Source organism: Gilliamella sp. Occ3-1, from assembly GCF_001690655.1.
Taxonomy (GTDB): Bacteria; Pseudomonadota; Gammaproteobacteria; order Enterobacterales; family Orbaceae; genus Gilliamella; species Gilliamella apicola_P.
The window spans coordinates 38875-59016 of record NZ_LZHQ01000028.1; the positions used below are offsets into that span (position 1 = coordinate 38875).

The 20142-nt window shown below is 34.5% G+C and carries 18 protein-coding genes, 1 tRNA gene, 1 pseudogene and 1 riboswitch; of the genes and pseudogenes, 7 read left to right on the forward strand and 13 right to left on the reverse strand.

Annotated features, from left to right (window positions below; translation table 11 throughout):
* Positions 1-16: 16 nt before the first annotated feature.
* From cptA to rluD, 6 genes are all read right to left on the reverse strand, one after another.
* On the reverse strand, positions 17-1723 hold the full coding sequence (cptA, locus tag A9G43_RS08430; protein WP_065608258.1) for a phosphoethanolamine transferase CptA: 1707 nt from the start codon (positions 1721-1723) through the stop codon (positions 17-19).
* Between the two features lie 117 nt (positions 1724-1840).
* Positions 1841-2551, reverse strand: a complete 711-nt coding sequence (gene thiQ / locus A9G43_RS08435) for a thiamine ABC transporter ATP-binding protein ThiQ (RefSeq protein WP_065608260.1) — start codon at positions 2549-2551, stop codon at positions 1841-1843.
* A complete protein-coding gene (gene thiP / locus A9G43_RS08440) occupies positions 2529-4106 on the reverse strand; it encodes a thiamine/thiamine pyrophosphate ABC transporter permease (RefSeq protein ID WP_065608263.1) in 1578 nt (525 codons plus the stop codon). Before thiP ends, thiQ begins: the two co-directional genes overlap by 23 nt.
* A gap of 14 nt (positions 4107-4120) precedes the next feature.
* On the reverse strand, positions 4121-5116 hold the full coding sequence (gene thiB, locus A9G43_RS08445) for a thiamine ABC transporter substrate binding subunit (protein ID WP_065608265.1): 996 nt from the start codon (positions 5114-5116) through the stop codon (positions 4121-4123).
* A gap of 40 nt (positions 5117-5156) precedes the next feature.
* Positions 5157-5264: riboswitch (TPP riboswitch) on the reverse strand.
* 505 nt (positions 5265-5769) lie between these two features.
* On the reverse strand, positions 5770-6540 hold the full coding sequence (gene pgeF / locus A9G43_RS08450; RefSeq protein WP_065608267.1) for a peptidoglycan editing factor PgeF: 771 nt from the start codon (positions 6538-6540) through the stop codon (positions 5770-5772).
* 5 nt (positions 6541-6545) lie between these two features.
* Positions 6546-7520, reverse strand: coding sequence for a 23S rRNA pseudouridine(1911/1915/1917) synthase RluD (gene rluD, locus A9G43_RS08455; protein WP_065608269.1), 975 nt, complete (start codon positions 7518-7520; stop codon positions 6546-6548).
* Positions 7521-7612: 92 nt separating this feature from the next.
* Here rluD and bamD point away from each other — a divergent pair.
* Positions 7613-8335: pseudogene (gene bamD / locus A9G43_RS08460) on the forward strand (outer membrane protein assembly factor BamD); the annotation flags it as partial.
* Positions 8336-8688: 353 nt separating this feature from the next.
* On the opposite strand, the gene A9G43_RS08465 reads toward bamD, so the two are convergent.
* The 5 genes from A9G43_RS08465 to dusA form a co-directional block, all read right to left on the reverse strand.
* The gene (locus A9G43_RS08465) at positions 8689-8976 is read right to left on the reverse strand and encodes a DDE-type integrase/transposase/recombinase (protein ID WP_065608272.1); all 288 of its coding nucleotides are present in this window, start codon (positions 8974-8976) and stop codon (positions 8689-8691) included.
* A 693-nt stretch (positions 8977-9669) separates the two neighbouring features.
* Positions 9670-9746 (reverse strand) — tRNA-Arg (locus A9G43_RS08470).
* Positions 9747-9903: 157 nt separating this feature from the next.
* Positions 9904-10137 carry a hypothetical protein gene (locus A9G43_RS08475; protein WP_065608274.1) on the reverse strand — a complete coding sequence of 78 codons (234 nt, stop codon included), beginning with the start codon at positions 10135-10137 and terminating at the stop codon, positions 9904-9906.
* A 38-nt stretch (positions 10138-10175) separates the two neighbouring features.
* Positions 10176-12191 carry a DNA helicase Rep gene (gene rep / locus A9G43_RS08480; protein ID WP_065608277.1) on the reverse strand — a complete coding sequence of 672 codons (2016 nt, stop codon included), beginning with the start codon at positions 12189-12191 and terminating at the stop codon, positions 10176-10178.
* 104 nt (positions 12192-12295) lie between these two features.
* Positions 12296-13222, reverse strand: a complete 927-nt coding sequence (gene dusA / locus A9G43_RS08485; RefSeq protein ID WP_081298096.1) for a tRNA dihydrouridine(20/20a) synthase DusA — start codon at positions 13220-13222, stop codon at positions 12296-12298.
* A 177-nt stretch (positions 13223-13399) separates the two neighbouring features.
* Between dusA and A9G43_RS11400 the strand changes: the two genes are divergently transcribed.
* Positions 13400-13552 carry a DUF5362 family protein gene (locus tag A9G43_RS11400; RefSeq protein ID WP_176701716.1) on the forward strand — a complete coding sequence of 51 codons (153 nt, stop codon included), beginning with the start codon at positions 13400-13402 and terminating at the stop codon, positions 13550-13552.
* Positions 13553-13802: 250 nt separating this feature from the next.
* On the opposite strand, the gene bamE is transcribed toward A9G43_RS11400, so the two are convergent.
* On the reverse strand, positions 13803-14219 hold the full coding sequence (gene bamE, locus A9G43_RS08490; RefSeq protein WP_065608281.1) for an outer membrane protein assembly factor BamE: 417 nt from the start codon (positions 14217-14219) through the stop codon (positions 13803-13805).
* A gap of 208 nt (positions 14220-14427) precedes the next feature.
* Between bamE and A9G43_RS08495 the strand changes: the two genes are divergently transcribed.
* The gene (locus A9G43_RS08495) at positions 14428-15039 is read left to right on the forward strand and encodes an FKBP-type peptidyl-prolyl cis-trans isomerase (RefSeq protein ID WP_065608283.1); all 612 of its coding nucleotides are present in this window, start codon (positions 14428-14430) and stop codon (positions 15037-15039) included.
* A 41-nt stretch (positions 15040-15080) separates the two neighbouring features.
* On the opposite strand, the gene A9G43_RS08500 is transcribed toward A9G43_RS08495, so the two are convergent.
* On the reverse strand, positions 15081-16277 hold the full coding sequence (locus tag A9G43_RS08500; protein WP_065608285.1) for an MFS transporter: 1197 nt from the start codon (positions 16275-16277) through the stop codon (positions 15081-15083).
* Between the two features lie 134 nt (positions 16278-16411).
* On the opposite strand from A9G43_RS08500, the gene dapB reads away from it, so the two are divergent.
* The 4 genes from dapB (at position 16412) to tamA (ending at position 20141) form a co-directional block, all read left to right on the forward strand.
* Positions 16412-17233 carry a 4-hydroxy-tetrahydrodipicolinate reductase gene (dapB, locus tag A9G43_RS08505; protein WP_065608287.1) on the forward strand — a complete coding sequence of 274 codons (822 nt, stop codon included), beginning with the start codon at positions 16412-16414 and terminating at the stop codon, positions 17231-17233.
* A gap of 7 nt (positions 17234-17240) precedes the next feature.
* On the forward strand, positions 17241-17738 hold the full coding sequence (gene tadA, locus A9G43_RS08510) for a tRNA adenosine(34) deaminase TadA (RefSeq protein WP_065608289.1): 498 nt from the start codon (positions 17241-17243) through the stop codon (positions 17736-17738).
* A 130-nt stretch (positions 17739-17868) separates the two neighbouring features.
* On the forward strand, positions 17869-18408 hold the full coding sequence (hpt, locus tag A9G43_RS08515; protein ID WP_065608291.1) for a hypoxanthine phosphoribosyltransferase: 540 nt from the start codon (positions 17869-17871) through the stop codon (positions 18406-18408).
* Between the two features lie 17 nt (positions 18409-18425).
* Entirely contained in the window at positions 18426-20141 is a 1716-nt protein-coding gene (gene tamA / locus A9G43_RS08520; RefSeq protein ID WP_065608293.1) for an autotransporter assembly complex protein TamA, read from the forward strand.
* The last annotated feature ends 1 nt before the right edge of the window (position 20142 follow it).

Consider the following 20142-nt stretch of genomic DNA (forward strand, 5'->3'; position numbering starts at 1 on the left):
AAACAACCTAAGTGAATTACTTAGTTAATTTATCAAAATCAATTAGGCCATTCTTGTCATAAGGATCGCCAATCCAACGAATCGATTCATGAAAATTAGGATTAACAATACTTTTTTCAGGAACATATAAGTTATAACTTAACCCAGCTAAATTAGACCAAGTATGAATCAAATCTTGTGTACTAAATTTTCGATCTACATAAGCTTGATAGTTATTAGGATGCGTTTCCACCCATGTTGGCGATTGCCAAAGCATAAATGGCACAGTATACATAGTTTTAGTTGGTGCCTTCTCGTTTCGCCCTAACACATTATGCGGTGTCGTTTGATAAACATCTTCACCATGATCTGAAAAATATAACATAAAACCATTTTCTTTACTGTTTTTGAAGATATTAAACAGTGTTGTTGTGACATAATCGTTATAACTTATTGCATTATCATAACTATTATATACATCTACTTTATCGTCTTCGAGAGGATATGGAATACTTTCCTTATCTTTAAAAAGTTCATACTTACCGTCTTTTGGATAGCGGAACTCGTATTTCATATGCGTACCAAGCAGATGGATAACAATAAATTTCTTTTCAGCGTTGTCAGCTAGCACTTTTTTGAAAGGCTCAAATACCGATTCATCATATTGTCTTGAACTTTGATTACGATCGTTATTCATATAAAACTGTTCATCGGCTTGTTTAGAAAACATAGTCAACATGGTATTACGCTTGGTCATGGTCTGCTGGTTAGTGATCCAAAATGTTTTATACCCTGCTTGCTTCATAAGATTTATTAATGAAGGAGTTTTAAGGTATAAATCGGGATGCCTTTCATCAGCAAAAGTTAACGCTTGTTGCAAAATTTCGATAGTATAAGGTCTTGATGAAACCACATCGTTAAATACAACAAAATCAGCATTATCTTTTTTAAACTGCTCAATTTGAGGTGTGGTATTTCGACCATAACCATAAATACTCATCCTATTACGTGTTGTTGACTCACCAATGACTAATACCAACGTCCTAGGCGTATTACCGTTAGCATCTTTTAAATTTTCAACAGGAGGTAAAATGTCTAGATGATTTAAAATATCTTCCATATTTTTAAGTTGAGATCGATAAGCTAAATAGCTATTAATAAGTTGCCATGGCACAGTTGTTTCCATACGCGTTAGTAAATGAGTTCCGGCTTTTTCAATAGATGATTTTTTTATTGTCACACTAATAAACACAGGCATTATGGCATAAATAGCTATTAATAGTGATACAATCCATTTAGTAGAAGTTTTAATATAAACAGGTCTGACTTTACTCCAGAAATAAATACCCACTAAACTATAAATAATCAATACCACAACTAATTTAATACTAAAATACTGCTGAACAAATTCGCTCGATTCACTATAATTTGATTCTGCCATAACAAAAAATACACTTTGCGAAAATTCTTGTCGATAAATCACAAAATAACCGACTGAAACCAAAGACAAACAGCCGATAATAAGACCAAATATAGTCGCAATCTTTCTTGTATAATTAGGAAAAATCAAAACAGGAATAAGCCAAATCAAACTATAGATAATTGAATCGCGAAGTCCAATTGCATTAGAATGCCGCCGAAAGAAAAATATTAATTGTAATGCACTAGAAAAATAAGTAAAAAATAAAATATTAAAGATAAGTGCTGACCAGCTAAATTTATTGGTTGCTTTTATGTTTAGCATAAATATTTAATTTGCTTTGTTATTGATCATAAAATGCAATATATGCTTGGTAGATTAATAAAACCTTAAGCTTTAAATATCTAAATTTAAATATATAAATTATTAAATGCTAACCTCTTACTTCTTGGAGATATTTAAACCCAATATCTTTGCAATGTGATTACTTTCGGGGTGGTTTAATTGGTTTGGTAAACCATAAAAAACGATCTGCCCATTATCCACCACCAAACAACGAGAAAAATAACTAAGCGAATCATTAAGATTGTGTGAGACCATCATTAATGTCAAATCGAGCTCATCGCAAATTTGATCAACTAATGCTAACATCTCAAAGCGTAATGCTTGATCGAGAGCTGAAAATGGCTCATCTAACAATAAAATAGGTCGACGTTGAATTAAACAACGAGCTAACGCAACACGTTGACTCTGACCACCTGAAAGGTGTTCAGGATAACGATTATTAAAACCAGTTAAACCAACTTTAGCTAACATATCATCTATTGTTTGGCGCTCCGATATATTTAATTTTAAACAAGGCTTTATACCTAAAGCAATATTTTGTTCAACATTTAAATGATCAAATAAATTATTATGTTGGAATAAAATTGAAACGGGCCGCTTTCCTGGTTGAGTGTGAGTCATATTTTGATGATTAAGTAAAATTTGCCCAGAATTTGGTGAAATAAACCCAGCAATCAAGCTTAACAATGAGCTTTTACCTGCACCACTTGGCCCAACAATAACCACCTTTTCTTTTGCAGTAATTTTGATATCAAAATGCATTTTAAAATTATCATATTGATAATTAATTTGATTCAGTTCGATCATAATCTATCACAACCAGTAAGCTAAAAGATAATATTAACAATAATGCAGCCGTTACGGCACTTTCATGATAATGATAATACGATATTTGCTCATATAAATAATAAGGTAACGTTGTGACTGACTGTCCACCAAATAACGCAATAATACCAAAATCACCCAATGATAATATTGCTGAAAAAGCAAAACTTTGGATAATTAACTTTTTTAGTGCTTTATATTCAATTAAATAAAAATGCCAAAAACCAGTAATATTAAGTGACTGACTTAATTGCCAATAACGTGATGTAACATCATACATTGGTAGAGCAAGGTTTTTTAATATAAATGGCAGTGCCATTAAACTGTTACAAAGCATCGTCAAAGCACAAACAAAGACTGAACTATAAGCGTACGGAAATAACAGTAAAAACAGACCTGACGCTAACACCATGCTTGGAATAATTAAAATCAGCGATCCAACTAACATTAACCGATTACTCCAATTTATTTGCTGATTAATCAATAATCGGCTATTTGTATAAAGTAACAATAAAGCTAGTAGCATTGCAATGCCGGCTGATCCAAAAGCAATTAATAACGAAAACATAACTGCACGTTGAAAGGCTACCGAAAAAAATGACCACTGAAAAAAATAAATACCTTTTATTAATATAGTTATGATAGGTAGCAAAATAAATAATCCACCAATAACAATAATAACAATACTCGACAAAACTAAGCCAAACGAAGCAGATAAACGATAATTTTGTTTAATATAGTGTCTGTTAAATTTATAGTTATAATTAAACTTTTGCATTAAACCCATAAAAAAAGTACAACAAACCAGCTGTAAACACGCTAAAAACACCGCTTGTATCAGATCAAATTCACGGATAGATTGATAAATAGCAACTTCAAGTGTGGTATATTTAGGTCCTCCACCAAGCGCTAACACAATAGCAAAGCTAGAAAAACAAAGCATAAAGGTGAGCGACGCCATAGACATCAATTGTCGGCGTAATAGTGGCCATTCTACCAATTTAAAGTAAGTAAAACTCGAAAAATTCAATTGAGCTGCTAATTGCTTGTGTTCGACAGGAACGCTATTTAAGATTTGATAAAATAAGCAACAAGCATAAGGGAAATTAAGAAATACATGTGCCAGTAAAATACCTTTTAAACCATAAATGGATATCACAAAAGGCAAACCCAAATAATCACAAAACAACGCCAATAAACCATGTTGCCCATAAACAGATAATAATCCCGTTACCACAACCAACGTAGGAAAAATAAAGGTGATAGGCATAATGCGTAGTAATACATTTTTACCCCAAAAATTGACCATCGATAAGGCTTTTGCCATCAATATTGCCAATAAAACAGATAGAAATGTTGATAACGTTGCTTGAAATATTGTTATCCAAATAACATGTAATAAATAACTATCAAAATAAACAGTTAAATTGTTAGATTCAAAGGCAACTAAACCAAGCGCAAATAGCGCTGTGCCTAATACAACTAAAATCAAACTTGCAGCACTAATGCCAGGAATTAAAGTTTTTAATTTCAACATTATATTGAATAAAATTATTTGCTAACAGTAGATTTCCATTCACGTACCCACATCTTTTGATTTTTTTCAACTTGCTTAGCATCAAACTCAAGTGCTTTATTGACTGGTTTAATTTGCTGAAAAGCTTCAGGTAACGTTATATTAATAATGGGATACATGAAATTTTTTTCAGCAAATTGGCGTTGTACATCAGGCGTTAATAGATATTGTAAAAAAGCACGTGCCAATTCTGGATGCTGACTATACTTAGTAATACCCGCAACTTCGACTTGGCGATAATGCCCCTCGTCAAAAATAGCGGCAGCATAACGATGATCATTATCATTCATAATATGTGCAACTGGCGAAGTGCTATAACTAAGCACAAAATCAGCTTCTTTTTTTAAAAATAAACCATAAGCTTCGCTCCAACCTTTAGTCACTGTCACAGTATTATTCGCTATTTTTTGCCATGCAGATGCGGCATCATTGCCATATATATTTTTCATCCAAAATAATAAACCTAACCCGGGGGTACTGGTTCGTGGGTCTTGATAGATAATTTTCCAGTTAGCTTTATTATCAACTAGCTCATGCATGCTACGTGGTGGATTACTGATTTTTTGTTGATCATAAATAAAAGCGAAATAACCAAAATTATAAGGCATAAAATCACTATCCCACCAGTCGGTATTTAAATTATCTGGTTTAGTGATTTGATGAGGTATAACTATTTTGGCTTGTTTGGCCTGTTCCAAAAGATTATTGTCTAATCCTAAGATCACATCGGCATTAGTTCTATTACCTTCAAGGCGCATTCGATTTAATATCGCCACTCCATCACCTAATGCAACAATCTCAATTTCACAGTTACACAGTGCTTCAAATCCCTTTTCAATTTCTTTTCCCGGTCCCCATTCTGAAACAAAGGAATTATAGCTATAAACAGTTAGGCTTGGTTTTACGTTGGCAGCATTTGCCATAAAAGGTACCAATAATACCAAAGATAATAACAATTTTTTACAAAACATTTTGCCTCCAAAATAGCAAATAAAAGACAAAAGGTTTGAGCAAGTGAAATAACTCAAATCCCTCCGCTGGTATGATCCAGTTCAGGTTCGGCGGGTTATGTTATTCTATTTAACATTCTCAGCTCTTCAGGCACCCCGTTGAGAACATAGATTAGTGTAGAGGTAAGCATGAGGCTTGTAAACAACAAAAGTGATATAAATTTAATAAGACTCAAAAAACACATTAATTTATCAAGTTGATTTTAAATGATTTTTATTTTATTCTTGCAACCAAAAATTATTTCACTATTCTAAATGCTCAAAAACAAATCAATATAAACACCACCAAATCCATCTATAAATTAATTTCAATACTTATTTACAGAAATATTTGAGCATCAAATAAATGACAATAATAATCCTTGAACGTCATAAAATATGGTGTTTTTTTATAAAAAATCTCAGGTAGGACATAATTTTATTTAAGTTTCATTTTTAATTTTTTTCAATAAAATTAGATAATTAACATGATTTTTGTTATTTTATGAAATTTACCCCAATACAGTATTGGCTTATAAGCTAATATGCTATAAATCTAGCCTAATATAGACATCTTACTTTCCCTATAAAGTGCTTTTAATTTCTTATTCATCTTATTAATTTTAAAAAATAAATCACTCGAACCAGATCATTGATGCCATTCTGCCAGTTTTATTTTCACGCCTATAAGAAAAAAATTTATCCTGTTCGATATAAGTACAATAATCACCACCAAAAATTTGCGTTACTCCTACTGCTTGTAAGCGTTGTTTGGCAATTAGATATAAGTCGGCTAGGTATTTTTGTTCAGTCGGGTTGATCAATTTAAATGCTTCTTGTGCTTTTGGATCAACTTTTTCAAATTGTTGTTTGACTTCAATACCTACCTCAAATTTTTTGACACTAATGGCTGGTCCCATCCACGCGATGATTTTTGATGGCGAGCTTGAGAATTTTTTGATCGTTTCTTCTAATATACCATTACATAATCCCCGCCAACCGGCATGGGCAGCTGCAACTTCGTCGCCTTTTGCTGTGCAAAAAAGCACCGGCATGCAATCTGCGGTTAGTACTACGCTAACTTGCTTAGGTTGATTGGTATATGATGCATCAGCTTCAAAAGTTTGATAAGGAACGATGTTACCTGTTGGGGGTTGTAAAGCAATTTGTGATATATCAAGCACTGTTGTGCTGTGAGTTTGCGTTAACCAATACGGTTCGCTTGGTATTTGTTCGGCTTGAATAATTCTTCGTAGGTTTTCAGCAATATGCTCGGAATTATCACCGGTTCGATTTCCCATATTTAAACTTGCAAATGGCGCTAAACTGACGCCACCAGTCCGTGTTGTAGTAAAAGCATGAATTTTTTTTGGGGCTGTCCAATATGGGTAAATCGGTTTAATCATATTTGTCACCAATCTAGTTCGTCTCTGTGCCACTCGGTATCTTCTTGTAAAGATTTAATTAATTTTTGCATATCTTCAGGAATAGGCGCATGCCATTCCATTTGTTCACCTGTTATAGGATGATATAAGCGCAACATGGTAGCGTGTAATGCTTGGCGATTAAAATCGCGTAAGGTTTGAATAAAAGATTCACTAGCTCCCTTAGGTGGTCTTGGTCTTCCACCATAGAGTGGGTCACCAATTAGTGGGTGAGCAATGTGTGCCATGTGCACACGGATTTGATGTGTTCGCCCTGTTTCTAAACGTAACCGCAAACGAGTATGTAAGCGATATTTTTCCATCACTCTGTAATGCGTAACCGCTGGTTTACCCGTTGGGAATACAGCCATATGAGTACGTTTGGTTGGATGACGGGTGATAGGCTGATCAACTGTCCCTCCTGCGGTAATAATCCCCATAACTACAGCTTCATATTCGCGTGTAATTTCGCGTAGTTGAAGTGATTCGACCAAGTGTGTTTGCGCCATAATGGTTTTAGCTACAACCATTAGCCCTGTTGTATCTTTATCTAGGCGATGCACAATACCTGCGCGTGGCACGCATGCTATATCGGGATAATAATGCAATAATGCATTTAATACCGTACCATCAGGATTACCTGCTCCTGGATGCACAACTAAATCACGAGGTTTATTGATCACTAAAATATCACTATCCTCGTAAACAATATCAAGCTTTATATCTTCGGGTTGATGATAAATTTCTTGTTCAATTTCGGCATTAATAGTTATTATTTCACCACCGAGTACTTTTTCTTTAGGTTTATTAACGATGACGTTGTTGACAGCAACTTTATTATTAGTAATCCAATCTTTTATCCTTGAGCGTGAATAATCAGGAAAAAGCTCAGATAATGCTTGATCTAAACGCATTCCTAGTTGACTTTGTTCGATTTCGGTTGATAATATTAACTCATTCATATGTAATTTATCTATTTTAAGCTGTTATGTTTTAGAGTATTATATACCAATCATCGCCTTTAATGTTTAATTATATTTGGATCAAAAACTGAATGAAATTGCGTTTACACTCTTTGTTAGCTATTGCTCTAAGTGGCATGCTAATTGGTTGTACTTCTTCCAAGCCCGATGTTGAGCGTTTACCTGAAATTGAACTTCATAACAAAGCGAAGTCAGAGCTTGAAAATGGTAATATTAAATCCAGTATTACTATATTAGAGGCTTTGGACAAGAATTATCCATTTGGTCCGTATTCCCAACAAGTCCAACTTGATTTGATTTATGCTTACTATAAATCAGCCGATTTACCGTTAGCAATTGCGTCAATTGACCGCTTTTTGAAATTAAATCCAACGCATCCTAATATTGATTGGGTTATTTATATGCGAGGTATTTCAAATATGGCGCAAGACGACAATATGCTCCAAGGCTGGTTTAATGTTGATCGTTCAGATCGCGATCCGGATTACGCTTCTGCTGCGTTTAAGGACTTTACTTATTTACTGTCAAGCTTCCCAAATAGTCAATATGCAGCCGATGCGCAAAGACGCCTTGTATTTTTGAAAAATAGATTAGCTCGCTACCAGTTAAAAGTTGCGCAGTTCTATACAAAACGCGGTGCTTATATAGCAGTCATTAATCGTGTGACGCAAATGCTGGTTATGTTCCCAGATACCGATTCAACTAAAGAAGCGTTACTTTTGATGCATAATGCTTATAATGAATTAGGCTTAGTTGATGAAGCCCAAAAAGTTGATCAGCTGATTCAAGCGAATCTTGAAAACATGCCTAAAGAAGAGCAACGTTCATTTTTATCACACTTTACCACTGTTTTTAATGGCGGTTAAGCTGTTTTATAATTAAGATTCTACCTTTTGTAGTTTACCTACCTTTAATTGCTATTTAATCAAACTTAAATAGCAATTAATTTAAGTTATTGTAACCCTTTTTAGCTTAAACTTTTAAAGTTTAGTCTTTTATCTGAAACATTCTATTTATAACACCTCATAACACAAAAAAACTCCATTAGTCATTAAATAATATGACGCCTATTGAAAATAAAATACTAAGTAGTGTAATTCGTTACGTGAGTTGTGTACTAACTGTGAGGTATTTACAATAAGAATTTTTAATTGATACGATAATTATTAAACATTTTAACAAATAGATGTTCACTTGTACTTTGATATTCACGTCCGTTATCGGAATAAATACATGTAGTGATATACGGACATTGGGCTAATATATCATTTTGCAGAAACTGTGCTACGCTAAATTGGGATTTATCAGAGTAAATACCTGCATAGAGCTCACGTGAAAAATCATCAATGTCGACAAAATAAATATTCTCTGGTTTGTTGTTTTGTTTAATTTTTAAGTAAAGGTAAACGCTTGGTATGAACGTGTAGCATTTCATCCGGATAGGCCTACAGCTTATGAATTAAAACAAAGTATTGACCACAAAGGTAACTTTTAAGATAATGGTATAAATACCCATAGTAAGTACATAACTCACCATGGGTATTTACAAAACTGAGAACTTGTTAAATTAAATTTTCTGTAAAAAATATTCAGCATCCTATACCGTTTAGTGGCTAATTAAGAATTAATAGTATCTATTTGTTAAGAAGACTTCAATGTGATAGGTACGATTAAATCGTTCGATATAACCTTTCGCCAGTTGGATATAATCAACTTGTTATACCATGTGATTTGTTCAATGAGTAACTTTATTATTAAATGATAAAGCTGTTAAGCTATAAAAAACAAAGGTTCATAAAACAGCAACTACGTTTTTGTAAGTGCGAATAATAACCCTTTAAAAGATATTGATCGAGGAGTCTTTAATTGCACCAAGAAAATTTGTAAAACTGATAATTCCCATTTTCACAATTTAAGGTACACACGAGCAAGCAGGCATATCCAAATTTTTACACAGCAAGAATTGGGTGGTTGGGAATCCTTGGAGATGGTAAAAAATACGCTCATATGAACGATGAACATTTAAGTCATTTTTCAAATGCGGGCACAATTTGGTCACAAAATAGAAATAAATATCATCAAGCTTTGAATTTGCCAACTATAAGTGATTGATTATTTTAGAATTTAATGGCGTCCCCTACAGGATTCGAACCTGTGACCTACGGCTTAGAAGGCCGTTGCTCTATCCAGCTGAGCTAAGGAGACTTAGATAGGATTTTTTGTTTAGACGCTGTGTATTATATAAAGCTATTTCGATCCGTCAATGATTTTTAATGGTTTATTACATTGGATTGATAAAATATCATCAATTTAATTTCTTATTAGTTTAATTTTGGTTATGAATGTATATCTTATCCTTAATTTAATTTGCATCACAATGTAGATATTTTTTAATTACTTTTATTCTATTATCTATTAATAACTTTATTGATGCCGAGCGTGATTTATCACGCTCGGCATCACCTAGGTAATGTTTTTTCGCTTCAAATTTTTTGGTTAATTGATAAAGTCGCATGCGTTCGGAGTTATAATCTAGATCTGTAGCATTCACAAAACAACTAGTTAAAATTAATATGACACTTATTATTAACTTCATCGTTTGTTATTCATTATTTTATACTAGTCAAAATTTGATTACTTAGCCTTGGCAATTTGCGCTTTTAGCATGGCTAGTCTACTTTGCCCTTGTTGCATTTTTTTTTCAGGTGATAATTCGTTACGCTGATCTTGCCATTCTAAGTCATCTTGCGGTAGTTCTAATAAAAATCGACTCGGTTCAACTTGAAGTGTTTCGCCAAATTGTTTACGTTGTCGGCTAAAAGAGAAAGTCAGTTCTCGTTGCGCCCGAGTAATACCAACATAAGCTAAACGGCGCTCTTCTTCAATGTTATCTTCATCAATACTGGTTTGATGAGGTAATAAACCTTCGGACATGCCAATCAAGTAGACATAAGGAAACTCTAATCCTTTAGATGCATGTAGTGTCATAAGTTGTACTTGGTCGAGTTCTTCTTCGGACTCGTTACGTTCTAACATATCACGCAAAGTAAATCTCGCGACAGCTTGTTCAAGTGTCATTGCTTCATCAATATCATCACCTTGCAACATATCATTTAACCAACTGACCAATTGTTCTACATTGCGCATGCGCATTTGCCCAGATTTTGGAGATGATGAGGTTTCATAAATCCAGCTCTCATAATGAATCCCGTGTAAAAGTTCATAAATTGCTTCCATGGGTTCAGTATGAGATTTTTGAATAAGGGTATCAAACCAATGTATGAATTCTTGTAATGACTCCATACGTTTACCTGAAAGCAATTGGGTCAACCCCATATCATGGCTTGCTTGATATAAACTAACACCTCGATGATTAGCCCATTCGCCAAGTTTTTGAATAGTTGCTGGACCAATTTCTCGTTTTGGTGTGTTGATAATACGAATAAACGCATTATCATCATCTGGATTAGTTAATAATCGCAAATATGCTATTAGGTCTTTAATTTCAATTCGAGCAAAAAATGATGTACCGCCAGAGATTCGATACGGTATCCGATATTGCATAAGTATCTTTTCAATTAGTCGAGCCTGATGATTGCCACGATATAAGATAGCGTATTGACCATATTGGCTGTTATGTGCAAAGCGATGACCAATAAGGTAATTGATGACTTTTTCGGCTTCATGCTCTTCGCTATCGGCTGAAATAACTTTTAATGTTTCACCATAACCCATTTCTGAGAAAAGTTTCTTTTCAAGGATATGTGGATTATTTTCGATTAAGATATTCGCCACTTTTAAAATTCGACCCGATGATCGGTAATTTTGTTCTAATTTGATCACTTCTAAATTAGGAAAATCTTGGTTAAGTAATACTAAATTTTGTGGTCGTGCACCACGCCAAGAGTAAATAGACTGATCATCATCACCAACAACAGTAAATTTAGCTCGGTTACCAACCAATAATTTGATAAATTCGTACTGACTTGTGTTTGTGTCTTGATATTCATCAACCAACAAATAACGAACTTTGTTTTGCCATTTTTCGCGAACTTCTTCGTTGGTTTTTAATAATAGTGTGGGCAATAATATAAGATCATCAAAATCTAATATACTGCAAGCTTTTAATTGTTTTTCATACAATTGATAACAGTGAGCAAATAGTTTCTCTTTATTCGTCTGCGCTCTTGCCATCGCAATAGTTGAATCAACAAGATCATTTTTCCAATTTGAGATTGTTGAACGTAATTGATTAATCAGATCCTTATCATCTTCTAACCATTGATGAGTTAGTTCCTTGAGTAGCGCTATTTGATCATGATCATCAAATAGAGAGAAGTTAGATTTAATTCCCAGATGAGTATACTCTCGGCGAATAATATCCAACCCTAGCGTATGGAATGTTGATATTTTAAGCCCTCTTGCTTCTTGTTTACTAAGTGCTTGGGCTATACGTTCTTTCATTTCGCGTGCGGCTTTATTCGTAAAGGTAACCGCAACAATATGGCGTGGTAAATATTCTTTAACACGAATTAAATAGGAAATTTTGTTAATGATAACCCGAGTTTTGCCAGAACCTGCCCCAGCTAAAACAAGGCACGGTCCTGAAACATATTCAACGGCTTTTTGTTGACTTGAATTTAAACGCACAGAATAAAACCATTAGGAAAAATATGAGCTAGTATATAACGATATACTAGCAGCGCGCAATTAGCGTCATTATTGAGCAAATATAATTGCTATTTTGTTAAATATTATTTGATGAATGTTAAAGCCTGTTCAACAACCTCGACCCCTGCCCCTTTTTTATGCGCATTTTCGCTAAGATAACGCCGCCATTGCCTTGCTCCTTTACGTCCATTAAATATACCTAAAGTATGCCGCATAATATGGTTAAGTTGCGCACCTTGCATTAGCTGTTGTTGGATATAAGGGTAAAGTGCTTGAATAGCAGATAGAGGATCAATGACGGGAGCATTTGTGCCAAAAATTTGTGTATCAATTTCAGTAAGTAACAGTGGATTTTGATATGCCTCTCGCCCAACCATCACACCATCAACATGCTGTAAATGGCATTTTATTTCATCAATTGTTTTTATGCCACCATTGATGGCTATAGTTAAATTGGGATAATCTTGTTTCAATTTATAAACACGTTCATAGTCAAGCGATGGAACCTCACGATTTTCCTTTGGGCTTAATCCTGATAACCATGCTTTGCGCGCATGTACAATAAATGTTTTGGTGTAAGGCATTACCTTTTCAATAAATTGACACAAAAAAGTATAGCTATCGCAATCATCAATACCAATTCTTGTTTTTACCGTGACAGGAATATCAACTTGATCTTGCATCTGAGCGATACAATCGGCAATCAAATTTGGATTTCCCATTAAACAAGCACCAAACATACCATTTTGTACGCGATCTGATGGACATCCCACATTTAAGTTGATTTCGTCATAACCACGTTCTTGCGCTAATTTTGCACATTGCGCTAATGCGTTAGGATCGCTACCGCCTAGTTGCAAGCTAAGTGGATGCTCTTCATTGTTGAAAGCTAAATAATCACCTTTCCCAAATAAAATTGCACCTGTAGTTACCATTTCGGTATATAGCAATGCTTTTTTTGTTAAAATTCGATGAAAATAACGGCAATGTTTATCTGTCCAATCTAACATTGGGGCAATAGAAAAACGATTTAAACTTGAACTATTATGCAAAAAATCACCTCGACATTAATTAAAAATATTATCCTATTTGACACTTTCAAATAGAATAATAATATAAGGAATAAAAACGGATAAAAATAAGACAAATACCATTTTATTCAAACACCTGAATTATTAAAGAAACATATGCGTTTTATTGCTACTATGCAACAAATTTTTGGTGTTATTTTTATAATTGCAGGCGCTTTTACATGTCTGGGGATAATCACTGCTATTATTGGCATTCCACAAATTATTGCTGGTCTCAAGATTTTTAAATCGGTAAGTGCATTTAGTTGAGCTGCAAATCTTCATAAAGAAGAATATATTGTTGCTATTGAAAATCTACATGGCGATTGAAAATATTTTCTAATTACATTTATCGCTTAATTCTATTTGTTATTTTATACATTGCAATTATTATTTCAATTTTTGCCTCTTACAATGGTAATGGCTACCAATAACAATTATCATTTTAATATTTTTTCTTATAAATGGGCAAATATAACTAAAAACTCATCTCTCTACGAGTTTCTTAGTTATATTTTGGTTAAGATTCAGAATTATCATCATCAGATTTAGTATCAATTGGGTCTGATATACCTTGTTTATTCATCTCTGCTAATGATTTAGAACCAGCTAGCTCTGAGACTTTGATATCCTTTACAATGCCCATTTCATCAAAATAAACAGCATACGTTCTTTGGCTTACAGTGCCATGCTGAGGTTGTTGGCGGAAAACATAATACCAAACGCTATCACCAAAAATGGAAGTTAGCATTGGTGATCCCATAATAAATACGACCTGTTCTTTATTTTGACCAACTTGTAATAGATCAATAGCATCTTGCGTCACATAATTACCTTGATTAATATCGGGTCGATATACCCAACGTTCAACAACTGAACAACCTGTTAATAAAACACTCGTTATAATTGCAAAGGCGATAGATTTACGAAACAGCATCTAACTTTATCCATAAAAAAATAATGATATATATATTATCGCTGATATTTTTCATAAGTGCTAGCCAAATTAATAAATTCTTCCACAGTTAGATAATGATTCTGTTATCAGCAATTCCTAATATGAATTATCACTTGAATTTTATTCTTGTATCAACCAACTTAATACTGTCATAATAGACACTATTTTTAAATATCAAAGGTACAAAATGAAACTAGAAACAATAGATCAAAAAGCAAGTTATGCTATCGGTTTGCAAATAGGACAACAACTAAAAGAATCTGGCTTAAATAATTTAGAAATCAACGCATTAAAACTAGCAATGGAAGATGTTTTAGCTGGTAATCAACCGGCTCTACCTTTGCAAGAATTACATGAAGCATTGCGCCATGTGCATGAACAAGCGACCAAAGAAAAGGTCAAACAAGCAGAAAAAATTGCTCAAGCAGGTAAAGATTTTCTAGCAGAAAACATCAAAAAAGATAGCATTAAATCGACTGAATCAGGTTTACAATACGAAATCATCAAACAAGGTGATGGCGCTTTACCAAAAGCAACCGATCATGTGCAAGTTCATTATACAGGGCAACTAATTAATGGTACCGTATTTGATAGTTCTGTTGAACGTGGGCAACCTGCTGAATTTCCAGTCAATGGCGTAATTCAAGGCTGGGTTGAAGCGTTACAACTTATGCCTGAAGGTTCAAAATGGCGTTTATATATTCCTCAAGAATTAGCCTATGGTGCTCAAGGTGCTGGCGCATCAATTCCGCCATACAGTGCATTAATTTTTGATGTTGAATTACTAAAAGTTTTATAAACAAGAGTGGACGCTACTTGGCGTCCATTTGTTTTGAACTATTATCGTTTAGGAAGACGATAAGCACTAAATGCCGCCAGTAATAATAAAATACTCGCCGTACCAAACGCAACTAAATGAGTGTGTAAGTGATCGTAAGCCCATCCACCTAACCATGAACCCATCATCGCACCAATTTGATGCCCCAAATAGGTCAATCCAGAAAGTAATCCCACAATTTTTACACCATAAATATCTGCTGTAATAGCGCCAGACATTGACAAAGCGCCAGCCCAAACCAAACCACCTACTGCTGCAATAGTAAAAAGCTGCCATTTAGTTGATGCTAAAACAAGAGTAATAAAACCTAAGCCTCGTATTAAATAGACCATCATCAAAATGTTTTTTCGTTGTACTATATCAGATAGATAACCCAAAACTAAGGTACTAAAAATAGCGACTAAACCAATCAAACCAATACCATTAGAACTGGTGATAGGATCAAAACCATGATCGATAAGCATTGGGACACCATGTGTTCCTAATAAATTCATACTGAAGCCACAAGTAAAAAGCCCAAAACTCAGTTGCCAAAATGGACGTGTTTTTAACACATCTATAAGTTTGATACTAAACTCTATTTTTTGATTGATAACAGGCTCTATACTAGAATTTTCGATCTCAGATTGATTATCTTCCATAATAAACAAAGCAATAGGCAAGGCGATAATCATAAAAATCACAGCAAACGAAATTAGCGTTGTTTGCCATCCATAAATAGGAATGAAGAATGCAAAAACAGGTAACATCACTGCAATACCTGCCATACTTCCTGTTGATAAAATAAATAAGGCCAATCCTCTGCGTTTAATAAACCAACGCGCTATAATGGGCGTAAAGCTAACTGACCCCACAAAAGAAGTACCAAAAGATAATGCAATACCGAAAGATAGTAAAAAGCTCCAATAATCAGTTGAGTTAGCTGACCAAACTGTCGAGATAATAATAATGATCGCGCCTAATATTAGGACAAAACGAGTGCTATATTTACCCACTAAATATCCGGCTATTGGCATTGCGATACCTGAAAAAAGCATACCTATAGCAATAATTCCAGAAAGGACGCTACGGCTAAAACCGATATCATTTGCAATGGGAAGAAAAAAGACCCCCATACTCATTCTCAACCCACTGGAAAGTAAAGTAAGAAAAGAAGCTGCAATAACGATATTCCAACCAAAATACCACGGAGATCGCATAATAACTCCTGATTATTTTTTATAGAAAACGGATCAAAAATTGTAGCATTAGAGTTTAACTTATGTGTATAAGTTCTTTATTTTCCGTTATAATATTTATTTATCTACATTTACAAAAAGTTAAGGAAAGTTATATGTCAACAAACATGATTCGTATCGCGATCACTGGCGCGGGTGGCAAAATGGGACAGCAACTTATCCAAGCTGTTTCGCAAATCGAAGGGGTTACCTTAGGCGCAGCATTTGAACGAGCAGGTTCATCACTAATTGGTAGTGATGCTGGTGAACTAGCTAGAATTGGTATTTGTGGCATTAAAGTCACCGATAATCTAGAACAAGCTAAAGATCAATTTGACGTAATGATCGATTTTACGCGACCTGAAGGCACCCTTAAACACTTAGCCTTTTGTGTTGAAAATAAAAAAATGATAATCATTGGCACAACTGGTTTTGATGATGTAGGTAAACAAGCTATTGCTGATGCAGCTAAAAACATTGCCGTTGTATTTGCCGCAAACTTCAGTGTCGGTGTTAACTTAGTGCTGAAATTATTGGAAAAAGCCACCAAAATTATGGGCGGTTATACTGATATCGAAATTATTGAAGCACATCACCGTCACAAGGTTGATGCACCGTCTGGTACAGCATTAGCTATGGGTGAAGCAATTGCAGATGCACTTGATTGCAACTTAAAAGATCGTGCAGTTTACTGTCGTGAAGGTCATACAGGGGAAAGACCACAAGGTGCTATCGGCTTTGCCACTATCCGAGCAGGTGACATAGTAGGAGAACATACCGCTATCTTTGCCGATATTGGCGAGCGCGTTGAAATTAGTCATAAAGCATCTAGCCGCATGACATTTGCTAATGGTGCTATTCGAGCCGCATTATGGCTTGCCAAACAGCCAGTTGGATTATACGATATGCGTGATGTTTTAAATCTCAATAATTTGTAATTCCAAAATGTTAGATGAAATCTGGATGCGTCGTGCATTAATGCTTGCTAAACGTGCTGAAGTTACTGGCGAAATTCCTGTCGGGGCGGTGATTGTTGATGAAAATAATCAAATTATTGGCGAAGGTTTTAATCAGCCCATCAGTAAACATAATCCTACCGCGCATGCCGAAATGATTGCTATTGAACAAGCAGGTAAATATTTGAATAACTATCGATTGATTAATACAACTCTGTATACCACTCTTGAGCCTTGCATTATGTGTGCTGGAGCCATTATACATAGTCGTATTAAACGCGTAGTATATGGTGCAAAAGATTACAAAACTGGCGCAGCAGGTTCTTTTATTGATATTCTTGCTTGCCAAGGTATCAACCATTATGCAGAAGTAACTGGCGGAGTGTTAACTAACGAGTGTAGTACCGCTTTGAGCAACTTTTTTAAAAAACGTCGCTTACAAAAAAAATTGGTCAAGAATGGCTGTCAAAAAGTTTCAAGTGACTAGGCGTTTAAGTATAAAATACTATAGCCTATTCCCATATTACTTTAATAAAAAATTAGTTTTCTTATTCTTTTTATAAAGGAAAATTGTTAGAATCTAATTTGATTTTTGAAAGTTAATTTGAGCATTATTAATGAAAAAACACACATTAGAAATGATGATATCTGCTGATGATATCCAAAAACGTGTAATTAAACTAGGTCAACAAATAAGCCAAGATTATCAACATAGCCAAAATGAATTAATCTTAGTTGGACTTTTACGTGGCTCCTTTATTTTTATGGCCGATTTAAGCCGAGCAATTACCGTCGGGCACGAGGTTGATTTTATGACAGCGTCAAGCTATGGTAATGCTGTTATTAGTAACCGCGACGTTAAAATATTAAAAGACTTAGATGAAGATATCCGTGATAAAGATGTATTGATTATCGAAGATATTATAGATACTGGTAATACACTTAGCAAAGTTTTGGATATTTTAAAATTACGTCATCCACGCAGTATTGAAATTTGTACGCTATTAGACAAACCCTCTCGCCGTGAAGTAAACGTTCCAGTTAAATATATCGGATTTTCAATTCCTGACGAATTTGTTGTGGGTTATGGTATTGACTATGCTCAGCACTACCGCCACTTACCTTATATAGGGCATGTAACATTACTTGATTCTTAATATTATGCGAGGTATATGTGTCTCGATTCTCCTGTTCATTAGGTTTACTTTTAGTTATAACAGCTACGTCAAGTTATGCTGACATGAAGTTAGCCATTAAGGGATTAAAAGGCGATCTTGCTGATAATATTGAGGCACGTACTTCATTAATTACACCTGACAAAATTAGTGATACTCCGAATTTTAAACGTTATTTCGAAAGTGAAGCAAAAAAAGCATTACGCGCATTAGGTTACTACTCTCCTAGCTTTGAATATAACGCACAAAACCCGAAGGTTCTTGTTGTTAATATATCACCTGGCGAACCCATATTAGTTGATCAGCTTAATGTTAATATTACTGGTGATGGGTTGCAAGATCCTGATTTTCAATATTTACTTAAAAATAACTTACCAAAAATTGGCGATGTGTTAAATCATGGTATTTATGAATCATTTAAGAAAAGCCTGCAAAATTTATCACTAAAAAAAGGTTACTTTGATGCCAATATGCCTAAACATCAACTAGCTGTATCTATGTCTGAACATCAAGCCTTTTGGAATATTGATTATACAACAGGTAGACGCTATCGATTTGGTAAAGTTACTTTTCATAATGCCAAAATTCGTGATGACTATTTAGCTAATATTGTGCCGTTTAAAGACGGTGAAGAATATACAGCAGAACAATTGTCATTACTAAATAGACGCCTTACTTCTACAAACTGGTTTAATTCAGTGGTTGTTGTCCCAAATTTTCCTCATCTAACCGAAGATAGAGTTCTTCCCATTGATGTAGAAACCTCACCCCGAAAAAAAAATAATATGGACTTAGGGTTGGGCTTTTCAACAGATAACGGCGTGCATGGTAAGATTGGTTGGAATAAACCTTGGATCAATAGTCGAGGGCAAAGTTTTCAAAGTAACTTATCGTTATCTTCGCCAGAACAATTGGTGACCATGAGTTACAAAATCCCTTTAAAAAAATCACCTTTAGAGCAATATTACACTATTCAAGGTGGTTATAAAAAGATAGATAATAATGATACCTACTCACGTTCTTATACGTTCGGGGCTTTGCGAAACTGGGATAATTTTTATGGATGGCAAACGGCATTAGGATTAAATATGTTAAATGATGACTTTACCCAAGGTGATTCAAGTTTTAAAACATTTTTGTATTACCCATCGCTTAGCATATCAAGAATCCGTTCTGATGGTAGTTTATTAGCAATGTGGGGCGATTCACAACGTTATTCTATTGAAGCAGCTGGAGAACAATTAGGTTCAGATATTAATCTAGTGCGATTTCAGGCACAACAAGCATGGATTCGCTCCTTAAAAAAATCGCATCGATTTATAGCTCGTGGCAATTTTGGCATTATACAAGCGAGCAATTTTGACCGTGTTCCACCATCATTTAGATTTTTTGCTGGTGGTGAACGCAGTATTCGAGGTTACAGTTATCAGTCTATTTCGCCTAAGGATAAAAAAGGTAAATTAAAAGGAGCTTCTAAACTCATCACAGGTTCACTTGAATATCAATATAATTTATCTGGATCATGGTGGGGAGCTGCATTTGTAGATACAGGTGAAGCTATAGATAAAGTTGATAAAACTAAATTTTATACAGGAACTGGTTTTGGCATTCGTTGGGCTTCTCCGGTTGGACCAATAAAGGTTGATTTAGCAACACCACTTAACAAAGATACAGGCTCTATTCACCTATACATTGGCTTAGGAAGCGAATTATAAT

What these genes read in the sequence shown, in the direction of transcription:
- cptA (WP_065608258.1), bottom strand. Translation starts at nt 1,723, where the DNA reads ATGCTAAACATAAAAGCAACCAATAAATTTAGCTGGTCAGCACTTATC.
- thiQ (WP_065608260.1), bottom strand. Translation starts at nt 2,551, where the DNA reads ATGATCGAACTGAATCAAATTAATTATCAATATGATAATTTTAAAATG.
- thiP (WP_065608263.1), bottom strand. Translation starts at nt 4,106, where the DNA reads ATGTTGAAATTAAAAACTTTAATTCCTGGCATTAGTGCTGCAAGTTTG.
- thiB (WP_065608265.1), bottom strand. Translation starts at nt 5,116, where the DNA reads ATGTTTTGTAAAAAATTGTTATTATCTTTGGTATTATTGGTACCTTTT.
- pgeF (WP_065608267.1), bottom strand. Translation starts at nt 6,540, where the DNA reads ATGATTAAACCGATTTACCCATATTGGACAGCCCCAAAAAAAATTCAT.
- rluD (WP_065608269.1), bottom strand. Translation starts at nt 7,520, where the DNA reads ATGAATGAGTTAATATTATCAACCGAAATCGAACAAAGTCAACTAGGA.
- A9G43_RS08465 (WP_065608272.1), bottom strand. Translation starts at nt 8,976, where the DNA reads ATGAAATGCTACACGTTCATACCAAGCGTTTACCTTTACTTAAAAATT.
- A9G43_RS08475 (WP_065608274.1), bottom strand. Translation starts at nt 10,137, where the DNA reads ATGAAGTTAATAATAAGTGTCATATTAATTTTAACTAGTTGTTTTGTG.
- dusA (WP_081298096.1), bottom strand. Translation starts at nt 13,222, where the DNA reads ATGTTAGATTGGACAGATAAACATTGCCGTTATTTTCATCGAATTTTA.
- A9G43_RS11400 (WP_176701716.1), top strand. Translation starts at nt 13,400, where the DNA reads ATGCGTTTTATTGCTACTATGCAACAAATTTTTGGTGTTATTTTTATA.
- bamE (WP_065608281.1), bottom strand. Translation starts at nt 14,219, where the DNA reads ATGCTGTTTCGTAAATCTATCGCCTTTGCAATTATAACGAGTGTTTTA.
- A9G43_RS08495 (WP_065608283.1), top strand. Translation starts at nt 14,428, where the DNA reads ATGAAACTAGAAACAATAGATCAAAAAGCAAGTTATGCTATCGGTTTG.
- A9G43_RS08500 (WP_065608285.1), bottom strand. Translation starts at nt 16,277, where the DNA reads ATGCGATCTCCGTGGTATTTTGGTTGGAATATCGTTATTGCAGCTTCT.
- dapB (WP_065608287.1), top strand. Translation starts at nt 16,412, where the DNA reads ATGTCAACAAACATGATTCGTATCGCGATCACTGGCGCGGGTGGCAAA.
- tadA (WP_065608289.1), top strand. Translation starts at nt 17,241, where the DNA reads ATGTTAGATGAAATCTGGATGCGTCGTGCATTAATGCTTGCTAAACGT.
- hpt (WP_065608291.1), top strand. Translation starts at nt 17,869, where the DNA reads ATGAAAAAACACACATTAGAAATGATGATATCTGCTGATGATATCCAA.